The organism is Bacillus hominis (genome assembly GCF_030348325.1).
Classification (GTDB): domain Bacteria; phylum Bacillota; class Bacilli; order Bacillales; family Bacillaceae_G; genus Bacillus_A; species Bacillus_A hominis.
On the sequence record NZ_JAUCFS010000005.1, the window covers coordinates 1,024,935 to 1,039,757 of the forward strand.

Consider the following 14,823-nt stretch of genomic DNA (forward strand, 5'->3'; position numbering starts at 1 on the left):
AGTGAGAATGAATGGATAATCACATGCTGCTTCAAGCTTTATTAGTTGCCATATGGGCTGGAATTGCAGGAATAGACCTGTTTAACGGATTGTTTCACATTCACCGGCCGATTGTAACCGGTGTCATTATTGGTTTGATTTTTGGGGATGTAACGACGGGGGTTATGACAGGTGCTGCTATGGAGTTAGTGTGGGCTGGTATGGTGCCGCTCGCTGGGGCACAGCCGCCAAATGTTGTTATTGGAGGAATAATCGGAACATCGTTTGCGATTTTGACAGGACAAGAGCCAACAGTGGCAATCGGTATTGCTGTTCCGTTTGCAGTTGCAGTTCAGGCATGTATAACTCTCATGTTTACTGCTTTTTCTCCGGTCATGCATAAAGCTGACCAATATGCACAAGAGGCTAACACAAAGGGAATTGAACGGATTAATTATTTTGGAATTCTTACATTATTTATATTCTATTTTGTTATTGCTTTTTTACCAATTTATTTTGGCGCAGAAAGTGCTAAAGGGGTCGTAGAGGTTTTACCAAAATGGCTTATTAGTGGCCTGGGTGTTGCTGGGGGGATGATGGCCGCAATTGGTTTTGCGATGCTATTAAAAATTATGTTGAAAAAACAATACGTTGCCTTTTTAATCGTCGGATTTATTTTAGTCACATATATGAAAATGCCAGTTATTGCTGTTGCTTTAATTGGGATTGCCATCGCGCTATACGATTACTTCAAAGTAAATTCTGGTGATGGATCAGTAAGGGGAGGGGCAAAACGTGGAATCTAAACAAGTAGAAACGATAATGGATCATACGAGCAGTCCGGAATATTATCAAGACGTTGCCACAGAAAAGGTTTTAACTAAAAAAGATTTAAACAAGATGGTATGGCGATCTCTTTTACTTCAAGCGTCATTTAACTATGAAAGAATGCAGGCCGCAGGGTGGTTATATTCGATTTTGCCAGGATTGAAAAAAATCCACAAAAATAAGCATGATTTAAGTGAATCGATGAAAAGTCATATGGAATTTTTCAACACGCATCCATTCCTTGTAAACATTATTATGGGGATTGTCCTTGCGATGGAGGAAAAGAAACAAAATCGAAATATGATTAGATCTATTCGAGTAGCCATGATGGGACCGCTTGGTGGAATTGGTGATGCCCTATTCTGGCTGACCCTCCTTCCCATTTGTGTTGGTATAGGTGCTTCACTTGGGCAAGATGGAAACCCTATGGGGGCAGTGGTCTTTCTATTAATTTTTAACACAGTTCATTTCGCTCTTAGATTTGGGTTAATGCATTACGGTTATAGTGCCGGAACAAATGCTATCAGTTCTTTAAAGGAAAATACTAAAAAAGTAGCACACGCAGCATCTATTGTTGGGGTAACAGTTGTTGGCGCATTGATTGCCTCATTCGTAAAGTTAGAATCAAGTTTAGTGATCCATGCTGGTAAGGCAAAAATTGCTCTACAAAAGGATTTACTCGATAAACTCATACCAAACTTATTGCCTTTGGCATACACTTTATTAATGTACTATCTATTAAAAAAGGGATTTTCTCCAGTTAAGCTAATTATCATTACTGTTATCATCGGTATTATTGGTAAAATTCCATTTCCATTTGGAACCATTTTATAATATTTAGCATGTTAGGAGGATTATTAATATGAATGGTTTGATTATTAGCGGTCATGGATCGTTTGCAACTGGTCTTCAATCTTCGGTAAAACTAATCGTTGGAGATCAACCCAATGTGGAATACGTGGATTTTCTTGAATGCGATTCAACATGCGACCTTGAGAAAAAGCTACTTGAGGCTTTTTCAAGATTACAAAAATGTGAATCTATCTTAGTCTTATGTGATTTAGTTGGTGGTTCTCCGTTTAAAACAGCCGTTTCACTTACGAATGGGAAGGAAGGTTCTGCTGTGGTTGGCGGAACAAATCTTGCGATGGTCCTCGAAACTGTTTTATTAAAGGACGGACTTCAAATCGATGGATTAAGAGATTTAGCAATCAATACTGGTAAAGAAGCGATTAAAGGTTTTCAAAAGTCGGAACGTCCAAAATTCAAAGAGTCTAGCATTTAATGAAAGCGATAAAGGATAGAGCAATCTATAATTCTAATAATTGTGACTCCCACATCCGGATAAGGAATAGGATAGAACGGAACTACAACTGAATATTGTAGAGTGGCTAGGTTTTCGGAGTTATTTATCTGAAGATTAAAACATTTAGTGCGTTGCATTAAATGTTTTAATCTTAATGGGTTAAACCCATAAGCTATGGTTACATAATAGAATTACTTAAAACAATCTAACTATTATTCTCATAATCTAGTTTTTCTTTCGCTCTAACTTGTACCAACAACCCAATCTTATAATCGTTTTTTGGGAAGAAACACTTGTCTTCTTGATTACATCAATTTATTAAAACAGATGAGCAGGTACACTAGAATAAATAGAGGTGCAGGAACATGAAAATGGCAATAGGCATTGATATTGGAGGGACAAAGATTATGGCGGGCAGTATTTTGCAAGTAAAAGAGGCTGTCAAAAATGTCGTTGATTGGAGAATCGCGACTAGCGAGAAATCCCTCTATATGGAAAGAACAGCATCCGCAGAAAGTAGTGGCATCGATAGGGAATACGATAAGGTTACGAACAGTTATGATGCCGATTTTATCGCATTAACACCGGATCTCGATTTAACTGGCACATATCTTGGTGGGGTTTGCTGGCTTCAAGCTGAAAACTTGCTAGGGAAAGAGGGAGGAAGATGATTTTAGCTGTCACCATGAATCCATCCGTTGATATTTCCTATCCAATTCAAGATTTTAAGCTAGATGATGTAAATCGTGTGGAAAATGTTCGAAAAACTGCCGGCGGAAAAGGATTAAATGTCGCCCGGGTTGTCAAACAGATGGGCGAAGACGTTTTGGCCACAGGCGTCATTGGCGGGACTATTGGCGATTACATTATTCAAGAATTGACGAAAAGTGATATCAGGAATCATTTTTATAAAATCAATCAAGAATCAAGAAACTGTATCGCGATCCTTCATGAAGGCAAGCAGACTGAAATCCTCGAATCCGGGCCAAGTTTATCTGCGGAAGAAGGAGATGCCTTTTTAGAAAAATATCGGGAACTGCTGTCTGAAGTTTCTATTGTTACGATTTCGGGTAGTTTGCCAAAAGGTCTTGAGTCTGGATTTTACCGTCAGATGGTCGAAATCGGCCGGGAGAAGGGAATCCCCGTAATTGTTGATACATCAGGAGAGCCGCTCCGACAGGTTTTGAACCATCATGTAAAACCTTTTGCAATCAAACCGAATATCTCAGAACTGTTCCAGCTTTTTGGCATGAAAGTGGAGGAGAGCACAAGCAGCTTGAAGCAACTGTTAAACAATAAGTTATTTCATGGGATTGAATGGATTGTCGTTTCGATGGGAGCGGCGGGTTCTTTTCTCAAGCATGGTGCAGATTATTACCGGGTTACTATTCCAGCTATTGAGGTCATGAACCCTGTTGGATCGGGTGATGCAACTGTTGCGGGATTAGCGGTTGCCCTGAAACGAAAGCAAGCTGTTTCGGACATCCTGAAAACTGCGATGACGACGGGCATGCTCAATACGATGGAAGAGGTAACAGGTTATATTGATCCGGAGAAGTTCGGTCAATTTTTTGAAATGGTAGAGGTTATTAAAATAGATTAATAGAGGTGATTGTTGATGTTAAAATTAACAAATAATAAATTAGCAGCTCTCAAACGTTTGTCAGATGAAAATGGAATTATAGGAGCTTTGGCAATTGATCAACGCGGCTCATTAAAGAAAATGATTGTAGCTGGCAGTGAGAATAATGTCGGAGATGAGGGCATCATTCGCTTCAAAGAGTTGGTTTCTGAAGAGTTAACACCATATGCAACGTCTATTCTATTGGATCCGGAATATGGTCTGCCAGCTGCGAAAGTCCGTCATTCAGACGCTGGGTTATTAGTGGCGTATGAAAAAACAGGTTATGATGCAACAACCGAGGGTCGATTGCCTGATTTATTGCCAGAGTGGTCCGTTAGACGTCTGAAGGAAGCTGGAGCAGATGCAGTTAAGTTTTTATTGTATTATGATGTAGATGAAGATGAAAAAATTAATGACTATAAGCACGTTTATATGGAACGAGTTGGATCTGAGTGTGCGGTAGAAGACATTCCGTTCTTCCTTGAAATAGTGACTTACGATGCCAAAAATGATGATGTGAAAAGCATGGAGTATGCCAAAGTGAAGCCTCATAAGGTTATCGAGGCCATGAGGGAATTCTCTAAACCACAATACAAGGTGGACGTATTAAAGGTAGAAGTTCCAGTAGATATGCAGTTTGTAGAGGGTTACGCAGAAGGTGAGACAGCCTACAGCAAGGAAAAAGCGGCTGCGTATTTCAAAGAGCAAAGTGAGGCAACAAATCTGCCGTTTATCTTCTTAAGCGCCGGCGTAAGTGCAGAATTGTTTCAAGAAACCCTGACGTTTGCGAAAAAATCTGGCTCAACTTTCAACGGTGTCCTCTGCGGCCGAGCAACATGGAAAAATGGTGTCGCTCAATTTGCCGAAAATGGTGAACAAGCCGGACGCGCTTGGTTACAAGAAAACGGCAGAAAAAATATCCAAAGACTAAATAATGTCTTGAAAGAGACAGCATGCCCCTGGTTTGTAAAAATTTCAGGGTAAGAAAGTGTGGGGAAGGTTCTCGTACTTCCTTATATTTGATTTATTTTTAAACGTAGTTTTGACTATTTTACAAATGTAGAAAATATTAATAACGATTTTGATAAGCTATCATTATTATAGTTTGGTAGAAACTATTCCGTTATAGAACCTGCTTGTTAGATTGACGCATTAAGTATTAATGGTATAATTTAGGTTATTAAAAGAACGTTAGTGTAGTTTGGAGGCTGGTTTAGTAAAATGAAACCATTGCAGCATGAAAGTCTAATTCCGCTTTATCATCAATTAATGGAAAGATTAAAGGATTCAATTGAAAAAGGTCATTGGGCACTTGGTGATAAAATCCCATCAGAAAACCAGTTAATGGATCAATTTGGCGTGAGTCGCAACACGGCAAAAAAAGCGATTGAGGAGCTTGTACAGGAAGGGATTCTATACCGAATCCAAGGAAAAGGTACCTTCGTAGCAAAACCAAAATTGCAGCAGTCATTGATGGGATTTTATAGTTTTAGTAAAGTATTGAAAGAAAAAGGCTTGAACCCTAAGGATATCATTTTGAAAATAGAAGAAATCAAACCGAATGTCAAAATCAAAGAAGCGCTACAGCTGAGCGAAGATGTGAATGTCATTGAAATGAAACGCCTTCGCTGTGCTGAAGATGAGCCGTTTATATTGGAATCATCTTTTATTCCGAAACATGTTGTTACAGATATAGAGCAGCTAAAAAGGGTAGGCGAAATTTCTTTATATGATTTATTTTCACAACATTTTAATACCGTAGTAACAAGAGCAAACGAGGCATTTGAACCCGTTCTCATCCGTGCTGACGAAAGTAAGTATCTGCAAACGGAGGAAGGTCGTCCTGCACTTCTGCTTGAACGAACTGCTTATGATATCAATGGTGTGCCTGTTGAATTTTGTATATCTATTGTGCGGGGCGATCGCTGCCGCTTTTACACTGAATTAACCTAATCGTTGAATCACTCATAACATTTGTTTATGAGTGATTCAATTAATCTATTTTTACAATCCCCCATTATCCGTTCCAAAATTTTTCTTTGGTTACAGTTCAGGTGGCGTACCTGAATATAATCCGGTGGAAAAGGACGGGAAAATGGACATAATTTACTTGGAACATAGAATGAGTATTAAAATTTAGTACAGAAAGAGTGAAATATAAAATGGAAGAAAAAACATTTAAAATTATCGAAAAATTCGGTATTCATGCAAGGCCAGCAACACGTCTGGTCAATACAGTAGGTCAGTATGGGGCAGAAATAACTCTTCAGTACAATGGGAAGTCTGTAAATTTAAAATCAATTATGGGTGTCATGTCACTTGGGGTTCCAAGTGGGGCTGAAGTCACAATCGTAGCTGAAGGTAATGATGCAAAAGAAGCATTAGAAGCGCTCGAAGAGTTAATAAAAAGTGAGGGGATTGGCCAATAACGTCAGCATGAATGTTACAGGAATTGAAGTTTTTTAGGAATCTTGATTAGGAGGGCTTTTAGCCCTCCTCTGTCATATAGAGAGTATTCACATTTAATCAGATGAAGTGTATATTGGCTTGATGGAAATCCGCTTGAACTAAAAATTAATATGAGAAAAGGGTTGTTAAAACAATGTCCATCATAATTAAAGGGATTGCAGCTTCTCCAGGCATTGCTATTGCCAAAGCTTTTCGCTTAGAAAATCTAGAGTTAATTGTAGAAAAAATAGCAGTAACGAATACAAATCAGGAAGTAGAACGCTTTGAACAAGCAATCGAAACATCAAAATCAGAGCTTGAAGGAATAAAAGAGCATGCTCGTAAAGAACTTGGCGAAGATAAAGCAGAAATCTTTGCTGCCCACCTTCTCGTGTTGACTGACCCGGAACTAATAAATCCAATTAAGGACAAAATCAAAAACGAGCAAGTCAATGCGGAGTTTGCTTTAAACGAAGTGGCCACTATGTTTGTGAACTTGTTTGAGGCAATGGACAACGAATATATGAAAGAGCGCGTTACTGATATTCGTGATGTGACAAAACGTGTGTTATCGCATCTTTTAGGTGTGAACATTGCCAATCCAAGCATGATTTCAGAAGAAGTAGTGATTGTCGCAGAAGACTTAACACCATCTGATACCGCCCAATTAAACCGCAAATATGTAAAAGGATTTATAACGGATATAGGTGGGCGTACATCACATTCAGCGATTATGGCGTGTTCTATGGAAATTCCAGCGGTCGTAGGTACGAAGGTGGTAACAAACGATATTGAAAACGGAGTATTAGTCATAGTCGACGGTTTAGATGGCAAAGTAATCGTCAATCCAACAGAAGATGTTGTGAAGATATATGAAGATAAAAAAGCTGTTTACGAAGCCCACAAAGCAAAGTGGGCCAAGCTTGTGAATGAGCCTACATTATCATCTGATGGACATAAAGTAGAGATTTTTTCCAACATCGGTACTCCTGAAGATGTAAAAGGTGTCCTTGATAATGGTGGTGAAGGAGTAGGTTTATACCGTACTGAATTTTTATATATGGGGCGCGATACACTTCCAACAGAAGAAGAACAATTTGAGGCTTACAAAACGGTATTAAAGCGAATGGAAGGTAAGCCAGTTGTTGTTCGGACGCTGGATATCGGGGGTGATAAAGAGCTTCTATATTTAAATCTTCCAAAAGAAATGAATCCATTCTTAGGGTTCCGTGCGATTCGTTTATGTTTGGAAATGCAGGACATGTTCCGTGCACAACTTCGTGCGCTGTTGCGTGCAAGTGTATACGGTAATTTAAAAATTATGTTCCCGATGATTGCTACACTTGATGAATTTCGTCAAGCAAAAGCGATTTTAATAGAGGAAAAAGAAAAACTTCAAGCTGAAGGTACAATCATTGCCGAAAGTATTGAGGTAGGGATGATGGTGGAAATTCCATCTTCCGCTGTGATGGCTCACCAGTTTGCAAAAGAAGTTGATTTCTTTTCAATTGGAACAAATGATTTAATTCAATATACGCTGGCAGCAGACCGTATGAATGAGCGTGTTTCTTATTTGTACCAGCCATATAATCCGGCGATCCTTCGCTTAATCAAAAATGTCATTGATGCAGCACATAATGAAGGGAAATGGGCAGGTATATGTGGGGAAATGGCTGGGGATGAAATCGCGATCCCTATTCTTCTCGGTTTAGGATTAGACGAATTTTCTATGAGTGCCACTTCTATTTTACGAGCAAGAAACCAAATTCTTAAGTTATCAAAAGCAGAAATAAACTTAGTTATTGAACAAATTTTAAATATGACAACATCTGAGGAAGTGGAGAGATTTGTGAAAGATGTATTTATAAAACCAAAAAAATTTTCTGTTTAATTTTATCCCGCTATTTGCGGGCAGTAAGACCCCCACAAACAAAGTACTTAATATAAAAACAGCCATATCACTAACAAGAAGCTTCCAAACATTCTTCCCGACAATTGATGATTTTTCTCCGCCAAATAAAGAATTGTAAATTCCATTATTACATTTGTTTTAGGATTTGCGATTGTATCATATTTTAATAAGAAAAAGTGATTGAGATAGTTCTTAATCACTTTTTTGTTATTTCTATTCATATTTTTTATTTTATCCCGCTATTTGTGGGCGGTAAAACCCCGCTGATTAAAGTTTCACTTTATTACCAATAATATACAGATAAAGCAGATTTAGTTATAAAGTTACTTGAGCTTACTTTACTGTATTTAGGGGTGCAAAATATGAAAGTATCAATATTTATTACTTGTGTTGCAGATGTTTTTTATCCAGAAGTAGGGAAAGATGTTGTGGAAATTCTTGAAGATTTAGGGTGTGAAGTTGATTTTCCAAAAACTCAAACTTGCTGCGGACAACCTGCTTATAATAGCGGGTATGTGAAAGAAACAAAAACAGCTGCAAAACATATGATTGAAGCCTTTGCTAGTTCAGAATATGTTGTGGCACCATCGGGTTCGTGCGCTATGATGGTTCACGAGTTTTCTAGCTTATTTTCTGAAAGTGAAGCGGAGTGGAAGAAAAAAGCGACGGAACTTGCGAATAAAACGTATGAATTTACACAATTTCTCGTTGAAGTATTAGGGAAAGAAGATTTAGGTGCGGAGCTTCATAAAAAAGCAACGGTTCATACATCTTGTCATATGAGCCGATTAATGGGGATTAAGGAACCGCCGCAAAAATTATTAAAGTGTGTAAAGGGACTGGAAGTTGTTTCACTGCCGCATAATTATGATTGCTGTGGATTTGGGGGTACATTCTCAGTGAAAATGCCGGAAATTTCTGAGCAAATGGTTGAGGAAAAAGTAAAACATATTATGGAAACCGGTGCGGAAGTGTTAATTGGGATGGATTGTAGCTGCTTAATGAATATAAAAGGACGTTTAACGCGCAATGGTTATCCAATTGATGTAAAACATATTGCTCAAGTATTAAATGAAGATCGAAAATAAGAGGGGGATATAGAGATGGGAATGAAAATTGGGAACGATCCCTTTCATAAGCGTACGAAAACAGGCATTGGTGATCCGTTTATGCGGCAAGCTGTTAGGAAAGCGCAAGATGGTCTTAGAGGTAAGAAGTTAAAAGCTACGGAGAGTCTTGGAAACTGGGAAGAATGGCGAGCTTTAGGAGAAGAAATTCGAAAGCATACTTTAGAAAACCTAGACTATTATTTATATCAATTGAGTGAAAATATTGAGAAAAACGGTGGTTCTGTTTATTTTGCAAAGACTGCAGAAGACGCAAGAGAATATGTAAAAGAGATTGTAAAAAAGAAAAATGCAAAAAAAATTGTGAAATCAAAATCTATGGTAACGGAAGAGATTAGTTTAAATGAAGCGATTGAAGAAGCGGGAGCGGAAGTGTTAGAAACAGATCTTGCGGAATTTATTCTACAAGTGAACGACCACGATCCTCCGTCACATATTGTTGTTCCGTGTCTTCACAAGGATAAAGAACACATTTGTGAAATATTTAAAACAAAGTTAAATTACACGGGAACATCTGACCCTACGGAAATGGCGAGGTTTGTAAGAGCGTATTTACGTGATGATTTTTTTGCAGCGGATATAGGGGTGACGGGATGTAACTTCGCTGTTGCAGAGTCTGGATCCATTTCTATCGTAGCAAACGAAGGAAATGCAAGGCTTACTACGACACTTCCAAAAACGTTGATTACAGTTATGGGGATGGAACGTATTGTTCCGACATGGGAAGAGCTTGATGTTTTAGTAACACTTCTATGCCGAAGTTCTGTAGGACAAAAGTTAACAAGTTATATTACAGGGTTAACTGAGCCTGGCGGGACAGATGGACCTGAGGAATTTCATTTAGTCATTGTTGATAACGGCCGTTCTGATATTGTAGGAACAGAATTCCAAAGTGTCCTTCAGTGCATTCGTTGCGCCGCATGTATTAACGTGTGTCCTGTATACCGGCATATTGGTGGACATGCATACGGCTCTATTTATCCAGGGCCAATTGGAGCTGTATTAACACCGCTTTTAGGGGGATATGATGAATATAAGGATTTACCTTATGCGTCTAGCCTTTGTGGTGCTTGTACAGAAGCGTGTCCAGTGAAAATCCCGTTACACGATTTATTAATTAAACACCGCAGCCGCATTGTAGAAGAAAAACAATCACCTGTAGCTTGGAACGTAGCTATGAAAGGTTTTGAAAAAGTGGTGAAGAGTCCTAGATTATTTTCTTTTGCTGCGAAGAGCGCTCCGTATGCATTAAAACCTCTTGCAAAAGGGGATAAGATCGAGCACGGTATTGGACCGTTAAAAGCTTGGACGGATGCGAGAGATTTTCCAGTTCCGAACAAACAACCGTTTCGAAAGTGGTTTGAAAAACACGTAAAGGAGAACGATGATGGCCATCCAAAATCGTGAGGAATTTTTACTCCAATTATCAGAAAAGCTTGGTAGGAAACGTCCAGAAGCAGTGAAAAAACCGACATGGTCTGTTTCCCCGCAGTGGAATGTTTTTGACGGACTTTCGCAAGATGAACTTGTCTTACAGTTAATGGAGCACTGCGAAGTGATTCATACAGAAGTGAAGCGAACAACAAAGGAAAATCTTGTTGAAACATTAGGGTCTTTTATACAAGAATGGAATATCAAATCTGCGATGTGTGCGAATGATGAGCGCTTTAATGAATATGGTCTTACTCCATTTTTCAAAAATGAAGGCACAACACAATTTCGCACATGGGGATTAGACCATAAAGAAGAGGACATAGCATTTGCGAAAGCTGCTGACCTTGGCATTACGTTCAGTGATATGACTTTGGCAGAATCAGGAACCGTTGTACTATTTAATGACGGGTTAAAAGGAAGGCATGTGAGTCTTCTTCCGGAGTCATATATTGCAATTGTTCCTAAAAGTACGATTGTACCAAGATTAACCCATGCTACAAAACGTATTCATGACCAAAATGAAGCAGGAGAAAAACTGCCGGCTTGTGTGAATTTCGTTTCTGGTCCGTCAAATAGCGCTGATATTGAAATGAACCTTGTCGTAGGTGTACATGGGCCAATTAGAACAGCTTATATTATTGTGGATGATCAATAATGATTTCGAGTTATAAATAGAGATGAAGCAAACAAAATAGAAAGCACTAGCTGTTACATATAACTAGGGCTTTCTATTTTGTTTGCCTGGCTAAGTTGAGAACTGCTTAATCTTTTCTTAGAAGCCAAGTCCGCTATAGCTAGCTCCAGCGATAATCAATACGATAAAGAGTACAATGATGAATGGAAATCCACTCTTACCAGCTTGTCCATCTTCACCACCGCCACTACCACCTTTACCGCCATATCCCATATGAATTTCCTCCCCATTGTTATACGTTGTTTTTTCTTTATATTTTTCTAGATTTAGCAAGAAAGTCCTTTTGAAACTATGATTAACTTGCAAATCATTCCGTTTCATTTTACAATTTATTTACCGACCGGTAAGTAAAAACAAGTGAGGTACAGTATGACAAAGAATTTACAAACATCGCAGAACATTGTAGAGGCATCATTTAAATTAATGGCAGAGCACGGTATTGAGAAGATGAGTCTTTCCATGATTGCGAAAGAAGTAGGCATATCAAAGCCAGCTATTTATTATCATTTTCCGTCTAAAGAAGCGTTAGTTGATTTTTTATTTGAAGAGATTTTTTCTGGATATCGATTCGTGGGTTACTTCGATAAAGGCCAATATACGAAAGAAAACTTTGAAGAAAAGTTAATTGCAGATGGTTTACATATGTTGTCGGAGTATAGAGGTCAAGAAGGCATATTACGCGTTATAAATGAATTCATCGTAACGGCGACGCGAAATGAAAAGTATCAGAAACGCTTATTTGAAATACAAGAAGATTTCTTAAATGGATTCCACGATTTATTGAAGCAAGGTGTGGAACTTGGTGTTGTGTCACAACATGCAACAGAGGAGAATGCTCATACGTTAGCGCTCGTTATTGATAATATGAGTAATTACATACTAATAGGATTCCAGTTAAAGTATAAAGAAATTTGGATTCAAAATGTGAAAAACGTCATGAAGGAGGAGTAAGCGTGAAAATGCAAAAAAACTGGTGGCTCGGTTTTCTTGGATTTGTCCCGCTATTTGCGGGCAGTAAGACTCCCACCTCAAAATTCGGCGAATGCGAGGAAGTTAGGTGAGAGATAACTGTCCGTAAATGCCCGATTGGTTCAACTAATAATCAGTGGGGGATGGACAAAACCCCCTCTGATTAAAGTTTCACTTTATTGGGATTTATAAAATTCCAGGTATGATTGATGCCTTTCAAGGCGATAAAGGTTGGCTAGCATTAATTAGTTTAGTTTGGCTACTTTGGTTCGGATATTTTATTTCTGAGAAGAAAGATAATTAAATTTCAATTTTTTGTAAAGTTATGTAAAATGTAGATTAAGAGTATTCATATATTAGATTACTAGATTTGGAGTGGTTACATGGATCCATTGAAAAATGAAATTCACCCTGACATGGTCAAGGTGTGGAAAACGCGTTCCTTAATTGAGCTAGGAATTAGTATTATAGTCATTTTGGCATATCTTTTCTTTATGATTAAGTTTAATTGGTGGGCTTGGATTTTCTATGTGCTCATCGGATTAACAATTGTATATACGCCGTTTGATTACTTTACGTTTCCGAAATTGCGTCAGCGTTATTACAGCTACCAACTAAATGAAGAAGAGCTTGAAATTCAGCACGGTCTTTTCGTTGTAAAACGTGTATTAGTACCGATGATCCGTGTGCAGCACGTTACGATTGAGCAAGGACCAATTATGAGAAAACATGGATTAGCAGAATTACATATTTCAACAGCAGCAACTTCTCATAGTATTCCAGGCTTAACGATGTATGAAGCAGAAATGCTAAAAACGAGAATCGCAGAATTAGCGAAAGTGAGTGATGAGGATGTATAAGAGACAGCATCCAATCACGATGTTATTAGAATTAAAAATAACAGACTTTATACCACTAATTATTTTCATGTTTAGTTTAAACGGAAAGTTCCCATTTTGGTATTTAATCCCCGCTGGATTCGGTTTACTCACTATTTTTTCAGCGTTTGAAAAATGGTATTACACAACATACTGGGTTGAAAATAACGTATTACATGTGAAACAAGGGCTCTTTGTGAAAAAGGAGAGCTACTTAAATAAAGAACGTGTTCAAACGATTAATACAAGTTCTAACGTGTTGTATCAAATGCTCGGTTTAAAGAAAATTCAAATCGAAACAGCTGGCGGAGGCGATGATGCCGAAGTGAGCCTAGCTGGTATTACAGAAGATGAGGCGAAGGAGCTTATTTCCTTACTAAATGAGCCAACTCCAGAAGTGAAAGCAGAAGAAGCGTTAGACGAATCAGCAGAACATGCAGTAGAAAAAGAAATCATTACAGAGGAAAAACAAGCGACAGAATACAAATTAACTTGGAAAGAAATTTTATTAGCGTCTGTTACATCTGGTCAGTTTGGATTATTATTCTCTTTAATATTTTTCGTTTATAACCAAGTGGACGAGTACATTCCGAAATGGATCAAAAATAGCGTAGAATCTTATGTAATGGACCATGATATATATGGCTGGATTTACATGGTAGCTATTTTACTAGTCGTTTCTTGGATTATATCTACAATTGGTTATGCGTTAAAACATGGGGATTTCAAAGTAAATCGAAAGAACGACGAAGTTCGTATTTCTCAAGGTTTGCTTGAAAAGAAAGAACTTGTACTAAAATTGCACCGTATTCAAGGTATTATGATAAAAGAAAGTATTTTACGTCAGCCATTCGGTTATTGTGCTGTGCAAGTAGAAGTCATTCAAAGTAAGGGAATGGGAGAAGAGAAAGACAAAGTTACACTGCATCCGATTATTCGAAAAGATCGCGTGCAACAGTTACTCGCTCATTTACAATTACCATATGAACTGAATGCAAACATTACATCATTACCAAAAGCGGCATTGCGCCGTTACTTAATTGATAGTTTCATCTTCTTCGCAATGCTAGCAATCCCGCTTACGGGAATAAGCATATACTTTGAAAAGTATTACATCATGTGGGCATTATTACCGCTTGCAATCCTCATCTTTACACTTGGATACGCAACATTTAAAACAAATGGTTACAGTGTAAATGGAGAGCAAATTACAATTGTACATCGTAGTATTGGAAAACATACAGGACTTGTCAGAAGAAGACACGTCCAATCAATTGAAAAAACACAATCATATTTCCAGCGCCGAGCGGATTTATGTACGTATAATTTTTCTAGTGCATCATCGAATTATAAACTAGAGCATACGAGAGTAGAAGATGCGGAGAGAATGCAGGATTGGTATAAGAAAAGAATAAGTGAAGATTAAATGAAATGGCTTGCCTAGTATGAAAGGCAGGCTTTTTTGTTATAGAGAAATGAGTAGTTTAATTTATATATTGGTGCAAATACAGCTCATATTTCTCAATACGTATCAGAAAAAAAGGTAGTTCCCTTCTATTTCAGGGGAATTTGTGAAATTTTTGATATAAATGGTATACTAATATAGAAATATTAGTAGGAGGTT

The 14,823-nt window shown here is 38.0% G+C and carries 16 protein-coding genes and 1 pseudogene; 15 read left to right on the forward strand and 2 right to left on the reverse strand.

Going from position 1 to position 14,823, the window contains the following annotated elements:
* Positions 1 to 11: 11 nt before the first annotated feature.
* The 9 genes from agaW (at position 12) to ptsP (ending at position 8,076) form a co-directional block, all read left to right on the forward strand.
* Positions 12 to 785, forward strand: a complete 774-nt coding sequence (gene agaW, locus QUF93_RS07560; RefSeq protein ID WP_002116769.1) for a PTS N-acetylgalactosamine transporter subunit IIC — start codon at positions 12 to 14, stop codon at positions 783 to 785.
* A 16-nt stretch (positions 786 to 801) separates the two neighbouring features.
* Positions 802 to 1,641, forward strand: coding sequence for a PTS system mannose/fructose/sorbose family transporter subunit IID (locus tag QUF93_RS07565; RefSeq protein WP_050552056.1), 840 nt, complete (start codon positions 802 to 804; stop codon positions 1,639 to 1,641).
* A gap of 28 nt (positions 1,642 to 1,669) precedes the next feature.
* On the forward strand, positions 1,670 to 2,092 hold the full coding sequence (gene agaF / locus QUF93_RS07570) for a PTS galactosamine/N-acetylgalactosamine transporter subunit IIA (RefSeq protein WP_002116774.1): 423 nt from the start codon (positions 1,670 to 1,672) through the stop codon (positions 2,090 to 2,092).
* A 386-nt stretch (positions 2,093 to 2,478) separates the two neighbouring features.
* The gene (locus QUF93_RS07575) at positions 2,479 to 2,784 is read left to right on the forward strand and encodes a hypothetical protein (RefSeq protein WP_289358346.1); all 306 of its coding nucleotides are present in this window, start codon (positions 2,479 to 2,481) and stop codon (positions 2,782 to 2,784) included.
* Complete coding sequence (gene lacC, locus QUF93_RS07580; protein WP_289358347.1) at positions 2,781 to 3,716, forward strand: tagatose-6-phosphate kinase; 936 nt, start codon at positions 2,781 to 2,783, stop codon at positions 3,714 to 3,716. The genes QUF93_RS07575 and lacC overlap by 4 nt, the downstream gene beginning before the upstream one ends.
* 15 nt (positions 3,717 to 3,731) lie before the next feature.
* Positions 3,732 to 4,721, forward strand: a complete 990-nt coding sequence (lacD, locus tag QUF93_RS07585) for a tagatose-bisphosphate aldolase (protein WP_289358349.1) — start codon at positions 3,732 to 3,734, stop codon at positions 4,719 to 4,721.
* Between the two features lie 237 nt (positions 4,722 to 4,958).
* Complete coding sequence (locus QUF93_RS07590) at positions 4,959 to 5,690, forward strand: GntR family transcriptional regulator (RefSeq protein WP_289358350.1); 732 nt, start codon at positions 4,959 to 4,961, stop codon at positions 5,688 to 5,690.
* A gap of 209 nt (positions 5,691 to 5,899) precedes the next feature.
* Positions 5,900 to 6,166: a phosphocarrier protein HPr gene (locus tag QUF93_RS07595; protein ID WP_002116787.1), complete on the forward strand. Its 267-nt coding sequence runs from the start codon at positions 5,900 to 5,902 to the stop codon at positions 6,164 to 6,166.
* Positions 6,167 to 6,339: 173 nt separating this feature from the next.
* The gene (gene ptsP, locus QUF93_RS07600) at positions 6,340 to 8,076 is read left to right on the forward strand and encodes a phosphoenolpyruvate--protein phosphotransferase (RefSeq protein ID WP_289358351.1); all 1,737 of its coding nucleotides are present in this window, start codon (positions 6,340 to 6,342) and stop codon (positions 8,074 to 8,076) included.
* A gap of 21 nt (positions 8,077 to 8,097) precedes the next feature.
* Here the strand turns inward: ptsP and QUF93_RS07605 are convergent.
* A pseudogene (locus QUF93_RS07605) lies at positions 8,098 to 8,220 on the reverse strand (NupC/NupG family nucleoside CNT transporter); the annotation flags it as partial.
* Positions 8,221 to 8,459: 239 nt separating this feature from the next.
* Here QUF93_RS07605 and QUF93_RS07610 point away from each other — a divergent pair.
* From QUF93_RS07610 to QUF93_RS07620, 3 genes are read left to right on the forward strand one after another with little or no spacing between them, the layout of a single operon-like run.
* Positions 8,460 to 9,185 (forward strand): (Fe-S)-binding protein, encoded by a 726-nt coding sequence (locus QUF93_RS07610; RefSeq protein ID WP_002116791.1) that lies wholly within the window; start codon positions 8,460 to 8,462, stop codon positions 9,183 to 9,185.
* Positions 9,186 to 9,200: 15 nt separating this feature from the next.
* Positions 9,201 to 10,631 carry a LutB/LldF family L-lactate oxidation iron-sulfur protein gene (locus tag QUF93_RS07615; protein WP_289358352.1) on the forward strand — a complete coding sequence of 477 codons (1,431 nt, stop codon included), beginning with the start codon at positions 9,201 to 9,203 and terminating at the stop codon, positions 10,629 to 10,631.
* A complete protein-coding gene (locus QUF93_RS07620) occupies positions 10,612 to 11,313 on the forward strand; it encodes a LutC/YkgG family protein (RefSeq protein ID WP_289358353.1) in 702 nt (233 codons plus the stop codon). Before QUF93_RS07615 ends, QUF93_RS07620 begins: the two co-directional genes overlap by 20 nt.
* Positions 11,314 to 11,430: 117 nt before the next feature.
* Here QUF93_RS07620 and QUF93_RS07625 read toward each other — a convergent pair whose 3' ends face one another.
* Positions 11,431 to 11,565: a YjcZ family sporulation protein gene (locus tag QUF93_RS07625; RefSeq protein ID WP_289358354.1), complete on the reverse strand. Its 135-nt coding sequence runs from the start codon at positions 11,563 to 11,565 to the stop codon at positions 11,431 to 11,433.
* A gap of 156 nt (positions 11,566 to 11,721) precedes the next feature.
* On the opposite strand from QUF93_RS07625, the gene QUF93_RS07630 reads away from it, so the two are divergent.
* The 3 genes from QUF93_RS07630 (at position 11,722) to QUF93_RS07640 (ending at position 14,625) form a co-directional block, all read left to right on the forward strand.
* A complete protein-coding gene (locus QUF93_RS07630; protein WP_289358355.1) occupies positions 11,722 to 12,303 on the forward strand; it encodes a TetR/AcrR family transcriptional regulator in 582 nt (193 codons plus the stop codon).
* 401 nt (positions 12,304 to 12,704) lie between these two features.
* The gene (locus tag QUF93_RS07635; protein WP_088077895.1) at positions 12,705 to 13,181 is read left to right on the forward strand and encodes a PH domain-containing protein; all 477 of its coding nucleotides are present in this window, start codon (positions 12,705 to 12,707) and stop codon (positions 13,179 to 13,181) included.
* Positions 13,174 to 14,625 carry a PH domain-containing protein gene (locus tag QUF93_RS07640; RefSeq protein ID WP_289358356.1) on the forward strand — a complete coding sequence of 484 codons (1,452 nt, stop codon included), beginning with the start codon at positions 13,174 to 13,176 and terminating at the stop codon, positions 14,623 to 14,625. The genes QUF93_RS07635 and QUF93_RS07640 overlap by 8 nt, the downstream gene beginning before the upstream one ends.
* Positions 14,626 to 14,823 lie beyond the last annotated feature (198 nt).

Excerpts from the sequence above, each read along its gene's own strand:
- QUF93_RS07610 (WP_002116791.1), top strand. The coding sequence starts at position 8,460 with ATGAAAGTATCAATATTTATTACTTGTGTTGCAGATGTTTTTTATCCA.
- QUF93_RS07615 (WP_289358352.1), top strand. The coding sequence starts at position 9,201 with ATGGGAATGAAAATTGGGAACGATCCCTTTCATAAGCGTACGAAAACA.
- agaW (WP_002116769.1), top strand. The coding sequence starts at position 12 with ATGGATAATCACATGCTGCTTCAAGCTTTATTAGTTGCCATATGGGCT.
- lacC (WP_289358347.1), top strand. The coding sequence starts at position 2,781 with ATGATTTTAGCTGTCACCATGAATCCATCCGTTGATATTTCCTATCCA.
- QUF93_RS07640 (WP_289358356.1), top strand. The coding sequence starts at position 13,174 with ATGTATAAGAGACAGCATCCAATCACGATGTTATTAGAATTAAAAATA.
- agaF (WP_002116774.1), top strand. The coding sequence starts at position 1,670 with ATGAATGGTTTGATTATTAGCGGTCATGGATCGTTTGCAACTGGTCTT.
- ptsP (WP_289358351.1), top strand. The coding sequence starts at position 6,340 with ATGTCCATCATAATTAAAGGGATTGCAGCTTCTCCAGGCATTGCTATT.
- QUF93_RS07630 (WP_289358355.1), top strand. The coding sequence starts at position 11,722 with ATGACAAAGAATTTACAAACATCGCAGAACATTGTAGAGGCATCATTT.
- QUF93_RS07565 (WP_050552056.1), top strand. The coding sequence starts at position 802 with ATGGATCATACGAGCAGTCCGGAATATTATCAAGACGTTGCCACAGAA.
- QUF93_RS07590 (WP_289358350.1), top strand. The coding sequence starts at position 4,959 with ATGAAACCATTGCAGCATGAAAGTCTAATTCCGCTTTATCATCAATTA.
- QUF93_RS07595 (WP_002116787.1), top strand. The coding sequence starts at position 5,900 with ATGGAAGAAAAAACATTTAAAATTATCGAAAAATTCGGTATTCATGCA.
- QUF93_RS07575 (WP_289358346.1), top strand. The coding sequence starts at position 2,479 with ATGAAAATGGCAATAGGCATTGATATTGGAGGGACAAAGATTATGGCG.
- QUF93_RS07635 (WP_088077895.1), top strand. The coding sequence starts at position 12,705 with ATGGATCCATTGAAAAATGAAATTCACCCTGACATGGTCAAGGTGTGG.
- QUF93_RS07620 (WP_289358353.1), top strand. The coding sequence starts at position 10,612 with ATGGCCATCCAAAATCGTGAGGAATTTTTACTCCAATTATCAGAAAAG.
- QUF93_RS07625 (WP_289358354.1), bottom strand. The coding sequence starts at position 11,565 with ATGGGATATGGCGGTAAAGGTGGTAGTGGCGGTGGTGAAGATGGACAA.
- lacD (WP_289358349.1), top strand. The coding sequence starts at position 3,732 with ATGTTAAAATTAACAAATAATAAATTAGCAGCTCTCAAACGTTTGTCA.